This window comes from Prosthecobacter sp., from assembly GCF_044373815.1.
Classification (GTDB): domain Bacteria; phylum Verrucomicrobiota; class Verrucomicrobiia; order Verrucomicrobiales; family Verrucomicrobiaceae; genus Prosthecobacter.
In genome coordinates, this window is record NZ_JBIPNG010000442.1 from 1 (window position 1) to 5,566 (window position 5,566).

Below are 5,566 nucleotides of genomic sequence, written 5' to 3' on the forward strand. Positions count from 1 at the left end.
GGCGGCTTGAGCCACGGTGTCAAACACCGGCACATTCTTGCCACTGTGCTCGAAAACTTGACCACCTTTGCCCGGCGTCACACCAGCCACCAGCTGTGTACCGTAGTCGATGGAAGCCTTCGCATGGCGCGAGCCGAAATCTCCGGTGATACCTTGAACAAGAATGCGGGTGTCAGTTTCAACGAGAATGGCCATCGGGATGAATTCGGTAAAAGTTTTGGGGGTGCGTGAACGCGCCGCATCATAGAAGTGTGCTTCGCTGCGTCAAGGCGGCGGCGGAATATTCTCAAAGCAAGCGCCAGAGTTTTGGCAAAAAGACCACCAATCCCACTCCTAGCGCCGCAAGCGCCGCCACCAGCACCGCCGCGGCGGCTGCATCCTTGACCAGTCGGATGGGCTCCTCACGCTCATTGCTCACGCGATCCGCCAAGACTTCGATCGCAGTGTTCAGCAGTTCTGCCGTCCACACCAGTCCCACAGCCAGCAGCACCACACACCACTCCCAGTCCGCCAGCTGCAGCCAGATGCCAAAGCCTGCCACGAGCACCGTGGCGAGGCCATGCACCTGAAGATTTCGCTGTGTTTTCAGCGCCCAGACCAGTCCCGCAAGCGCAGGACCAAAGCTGCGGAGCACCAATTCAAGCCAGCGGGTCATGCGAGGCGATTCGGCTACTGCGTGCCCACGGGTTTTTCCACCGGAGCCGTTTCTGCAGCAGGTTCGGAGACTTCTTTGACCAGATCACGGAATTCCTTCAGCCAGCTCAGCGCATCCGGATGGCTCGGGTAGGTCTGGATCACCTTCAGCATGTCTGCCAGCGCAATGACCGGAGTGACATTGTTCTGCACCAGATAGTTGTTCTTTTCCCAGATCATGCGTGGGCTGGCATCTTTATAGAATTCATTGAATTCGGTTTCACTCTTGATGGCCTTTTGCATGGCCACCTCTGCATTCATGCGGGAATCCCACTGAGCTGGAAGATCGGTGGGCTTTTCCGCCAGATAATAGGGGAAAACAATATTGGAATAGATGCCCCTGACATTCAGCGGTTGATATTCCCACTCTTTCCGCTTCAAGAAGTCTTCCAGCGAGTACGCCTTGGCAAATTCGGAACTGGCCACGGACTGCCGCAGGGTACCCATGATGTCTCCGGCAGGCACGTTGCCGCCACCACCGCCTCTGCGCCCGCCACCGCCCCCCCCTTGGCCACCACCCTTTGCGTCCTTATCCGTCACGGCTCCTGAGGCCGAATGAGTGGTGGCTCCCTGTACGGCGGTGATTGCCTTGGCCAAAAAGGCCTGTATGGAAGTGATGATCGGCGCCATTTTCTTGGGTTCATCGATCTCCTGCGCCTGAATTGTCAGCACGAGGTACTCAAGTTGCAGCCACAGCGCCTGCTTGAAATCCTCATCCTTCAGATTTGCCTCATTCTTGGCCTTCCAATCCATAAAATCCGCCTGCTTCAAGTTTTTGCGATCAAAGTGCTCCAGCTTGTAGCAGTCCAAATACAGCGCCAGAGCAGCCGCCGGGCTGGCCATTCCCTCACGGAATTTCGCCATGGCCACACCAAAGACGGAGCCCCTGCCCTTGCCAATCTGAGCCTCCACCTTTTCCAGTTCTTTGAGAATATGCTCCGTTTGCGCAGGCGTGAGAATCACCTTGCTTTCGGGCTTCTCAGGTTCAGCAGCAGGAGTTTGTGCGCTGACAGGAGATGCAAGCATCAAGGCCAGCAGAGGCAGGAGTTGAGTCAATTTCATGGTCGGAAAAGTAAACAAGGCAAAACGCGGATGGGTGCAGGAAAAATCTTTATCTGAAAAAAGTCTCCACATCAACGTTTCATCCCCGCACAAACTTGGACTTGGATGCACAAAGTCATCGTATATCTGTTTCCACCCCCTTCCTTATGACACGCTCCGCCTTCTTTTTCGCCCTTTTGACCCTCCTCACCATGCCAGCCATGGCTGGAGACGCCCCCGTCAATTACATCGCCGAGATGACCGGCATGGTATGCGCCGGCTGCAAAGACCACGTCACCGCCTCCTTCACCAAGCTCGAAGGCGTCTCCAAGGTGCAGATTGTTCCTGGCGACAAACCCGGCACCCAAAAAGTCACCGTCACCTCCACTTCCCCCTCCTTGACCAAGGAGCAGGCCGTCACCGCTTTAGGCTCCTCCGCCTCAACGTACATCGTGCATGCATGGGTGAAGTCGGAGCAGCCGGCCAACTAAAGCCAAAATCATCAGGCAAAATCGCTTGCCTGTCTCTCCGACTGCGCCACTATCCGCGCTCTCCTTTTGCCGGAGCAAGAATTTGGACAGGTGTCAGAGTGGTCTAACGAGCACGCCTGGAAAGCGTGTGTACCTTAATCGGTACCGAGGGTTCGAATCCCTCCCTGTCCGCCATTCTTCGTCAACTCAAGGAGACGAAGATTGCCCTCCGCAGAGCGAATGACAGCCTGCTGGTCAGGGTAGGTCTCCAAAATCTCATCGACTCCACCAATCGATAATTGAGCGAAACGAGGCGATTCATGAGGATCGTGGGCAAGAAGCTGCCCCATCCACTTTCACCCGCACTCATTTCTTGAGTCCCGGTGCTCCCAGCACTTGCGCTTTCCTGCCTCATGCACGGCAACATATCGCGGTTCAGACTCGTTTGGCTCTCCGATGAAACCAACCGCTTTCTCTCCGTCCCGTCGTCAATTCCTTGCCACTGCTGGCGCAGCCTCGCTGTCACTCCTTTCCTCATCGCACGCGGCGACGTTTAAAACGACGATCCAGAAGGCCAAGATCATCGGCAAGCCGGAGGAAAAGGCGCTGCGTGAGCTCAAAGAGGCCGGATTCGACGGCGTGGAGGTTTCGCATCTTTTTGATGACGAAACGGAGGCCAAAAAGGCGCGTGAACTCGTCGAAGGCATCGGTTTGAAGGTGCATTCCGTGCTGCGTGGCTGGGCCGAGTTCAACAGCGATGATCCGGGGCAGGTCGCCGCGAGCTACGAGGTGACGGAGAAAGCCCTGCGTACGGCCAACTGGCTCGGGGCTGAGACGATCCTGCTCGTACCGTGCCGCGTCGGCGGGCCGACCGTTAGGATGCCGCAGCCGTGGGAATTCGACATCGAGTTCGACGAAAAGACAGGCCATGTCAGCCGCGTCGTGAAAGGCGACAACACACCGTTCGAGCGCTACATCGCGCTGCAAAACAAATCGACCGACGGATCAAAGGAGCAGGTGACAAAGCTCATCCCGCTGGCCGAGAAGCTCAACGTCATCATCGGCCTCGAGAACGTCTGGAACAACCTCTGGGTGCGTCCGGATCTTTACAAAAACTTCGTCGCATCCTTCAACCACCCGTTTGTGAAGGCCTACTACGACGTGGGCAACCATGTGAAGTATCTCGTGCCCGTACACGACTGGATTCACACGCTGGGTGGCCTCATCAAGAAGATCCACATCAAGGACTACGCGCTCGCGCCGGACAGCCACAGCGGCAAGTTCGTACATCCGCGGGATGGCAGCATCGACTGGCCTAAAATGCGTCAGGCGCTCGACGATGTCGGCTACAACGGCTGGATCACCGTTGAAGACGGCGGCCTGCCCCTGTCCGAATTCAACGAACGCCTCAACAAGATCATCTCCGGAGTCTGAATCATGAAACACGCCCTGCTCTTCCTCGCCCTTGCCACCTTCACCACCTTCACCACCTTCACCACCGCCGCCGACCGCGTCGTTCCTCGCGAAGGCACCGAGTGGTGCAATATCTGGATGCCGAACGCCGACAAGCACGACCTGCCGCGCGTGCTGCTCATCGGCGACTCCGTGACACAGGGCTACGGACCCGACGTTGAGAAGCAGCTCTCCGGCAAGGCCTACGTAGCGCGCCTCGCCACCTCGCGCTGTGTTGGAGATCCCGTTCTGCATGCCGAGATCGCCGCCGTGCTCGGAGCGGATACCTTTGATGTAATTCACTTCAACAACGGCCTGCACGGCGTCGGCCCTGTCAATGAGAAGGAGTATGCCGAATTTCTGCCGCAGATGATCGCTCACCTCCGCAAGCTCGCGCCAAAGGCGAAGCTCATTTGGGCCAGCAGCACCCCCTCGCATGTGAATGGCAAATTCGAGCAGCTCGATGCACGCAACGAAAATGTGAAAGAGCGGAACCGGCTCGCTGCCGAACTGATGGCCAAGGAAGGCATCCCCGTGGACGATCTTTACGCGCTCATGCTGCCGCACCCCGAGTGCTGCTCCGATGGGCTGCACTACAAGCCGGAAGGCAGGGCCATGCAGGGCGCGCAAGTCGCCGCCGAGGTCCTCAAGCTGCTGCCGTCGAAAGCGAAATGAAACACCTCCTGACACTCATCGCCCTCACTCTCGCCGCCTTTGGGGGAGCCGTCCCTGCGATTGCGGAAGAACTTCCCAAAACCGCGCTGAGTGTTGAAAAACTCAATGAACTGGATGCCACCATCCAGCAGGCCATCCGAGATTCCAAGATGCTCGGCGCAGCCTTGTGGGTGGAGAGCCACGGCGTGGCATACCACAAAGCCTATGGCCAGCGCGCTCTCAAACCCGTGCCGGAGGTGATGACCGAGGACACACTCTTTGATGTGGCCTCCATCACCAAAGTCATGGCAGCCGCCAGCGCGGCGATGCTCTGCATCGAGCGCGACTTGTTCAAGCTCGATGACCCCGTGTCGCAGCACTTGCCGGAGTTTACCGGCGAAGGACGTGAGAAAATCACCCTCCGCCACCTGCTGCTCCACACCTCGGGCCTGCCCGTAAATCTCATTCCCAAAACACAGCCCTTCACCACTCACGTCGAAGCCATCGCACAGATCTGCCACACGAAGCTCTTGTTTGAGCCCGGCTCCCAGTTTTCCTACAGCAGCGTGGGCACCATGCTTCTTGGCGGCGTGATCGAACGCGTGACCGGCAGGAAGTTTGACGAGTTCTGCACCACAGAAATCTTCCGCCCCCTGCGCATGAACGACACCGTCTTTCGTCCCAGCGGTGAGCAGTTGAAACGTGTCTCCCCCTCCAGTGCGCCGGAGCGTGGACTGGTGGATGACACCGTGGCTCGGTTAGCCGGCGGCGTCTCGGCGCATGCATCTCTCTTCACCACCACGGCCGACATGGCCCGCTTTGCCCGCATGATGCTGAACCTCGGCGAACTCGATGGCTTACGCGTCCTCAAACCCGAAACCGTCAGGCTGATGACAAGCGTGCAAAGCCCTGCCGGCCTAACCAGCCCCGATGCCAAAAACCTGCCCGTGCGCCGCGCCCTCGGCTGGGACATCGACACCCCCTACCGCACTCCGCCGCATGATTATTCTCCGTCCCGCGGCGCTCTGTTCCCCATCGGCGGCTACGGCCACACCGGCTGGACCGGGCAAATGCTGTGGATCGATCCCTTTTCCAGAACCTTCGTGATCTTCCTCTGCAACCGCTACGTGGACATCTCCAAAGACACCCGCCCCGCCGTCTATCAGCTCCACCACCGCATCTCCACCCTCGCACCCGAAGCCGTCCCGGACTTTGATTTCAAAAACGTCCCCGGCGCGCTGCCTGGACATGGGGAG

The 5,566-nt window shown here is 58.3% G+C and carries 6 protein-coding genes, 1 tRNA gene and 1 pseudogene; 5 read left to right on the plus strand and 3 right to left on the minus strand.

The genetic code is table 11. The annotated features are described in order from the left end of the window. From ACIREA_RS25475 to ACIREA_RS25485, 3 genes and pseudogenes are all read right to left on the minus strand, one after another. A pseudogene (locus ACIREA_RS25475) lies at positions 1 to 195 on the minus strand (succinate--CoA ligase subunit alpha); the annotation flags it as partial. A 91-nt stretch (positions 196 to 286) separates the two neighbouring features. Continuing rightward, a complete protein-coding gene (locus ACIREA_RS25480; protein ID WP_397385139.1) occupies positions 287 to 655 on the minus strand; it encodes a diacylglycerol kinase family protein in 369 nt (122 codons plus the stop codon). A gap of 14 nt (positions 656 to 669) precedes the next feature. Next, positions 670 to 1,755 (minus strand): hypothetical protein, encoded by a 1,086-nt coding sequence (locus ACIREA_RS25485; protein ID WP_397385140.1) that lies wholly within the window; start codon positions 1,753 to 1,755, stop codon positions 670 to 672. Between the two features lie 146 nt (positions 1,756 to 1,901). Between ACIREA_RS25485 and ACIREA_RS25490 the strand changes: the two genes are divergently transcribed. The 5 genes from ACIREA_RS25490 to ACIREA_RS25510 all read left to right on the plus strand — a co-directional run. Next, the gene (locus tag ACIREA_RS25490) at positions 1,902 to 2,225 is read left to right on the plus strand and encodes a heavy-metal-associated domain-containing protein (protein ID WP_397385141.1); all 324 of its coding nucleotides are present in this window, start codon (positions 1,902 to 1,904) and stop codon (positions 2,223 to 2,225) included. Positions 2,226 to 2,309: 84 nt separating this feature from the next. Then, positions 2,310 to 2,399: transfer RNA gene (locus tag ACIREA_RS25495), tRNA-Ser, on the plus strand. A gap of 261 nt (positions 2,400 to 2,660) precedes the next feature. Next, positions 2,661 to 3,638 (plus strand): sugar phosphate isomerase/epimerase family protein, encoded by a 978-nt coding sequence (locus ACIREA_RS25500; RefSeq protein ID WP_397385142.1) that lies wholly within the window; start codon positions 2,661 to 2,663, stop codon positions 3,636 to 3,638. A 3-nt stretch (positions 3,639 to 3,641) separates the two neighbouring features. Continuing rightward, entirely contained in the window at positions 3,642 to 4,331 is a 690-nt protein-coding gene (locus ACIREA_RS25505) for an SGNH/GDSL hydrolase family protein (RefSeq protein ID WP_397385143.1), read from the plus strand. Further along, positions 4,328 to 5,566, plus strand: a 1,239-nt coding sequence (locus ACIREA_RS25510) for a serine hydrolase domain-containing protein (protein ID WP_397385144.1), incomplete at its 3' end; no start/stop codon positions are given. The genes ACIREA_RS25505 and ACIREA_RS25510, both read left to right, overlap by 4 nt.

Bases quoted from the DNA above. Each gene is read 5' to 3' on its own strand.
- ACIREA_RS25490 (WP_397385141.1), top strand. From the start codon at position 1,902: ATGACACGCTCCGCCTTCTTTTTCGCCCTTTTGACCCTCCTCACCATG.
- ACIREA_RS25480 (WP_397385139.1), bottom strand. From the start codon at position 655: ATGACCCGCTGGCTTGAATTGGTGCTCCGCAGCTTTGGTCCTGCGCTT.
- ACIREA_RS25505 (WP_397385143.1), top strand. From the start codon at position 3,642: ATGAAACACGCCCTGCTCTTCCTCGCCCTTGCCACCTTCACCACCTTC.
- ACIREA_RS25485 (WP_397385140.1), bottom strand. From the start codon at position 1,755: ATGAAATTGACTCAACTCCTGCCTCTGCTGGCCTTGATGCTTGCATCT.
- ACIREA_RS25500 (WP_397385142.1), top strand. From the start codon at position 2,661: ATGAAACCAACCGCTTTCTCTCCGTCCCGTCGTCAATTCCTTGCCACT.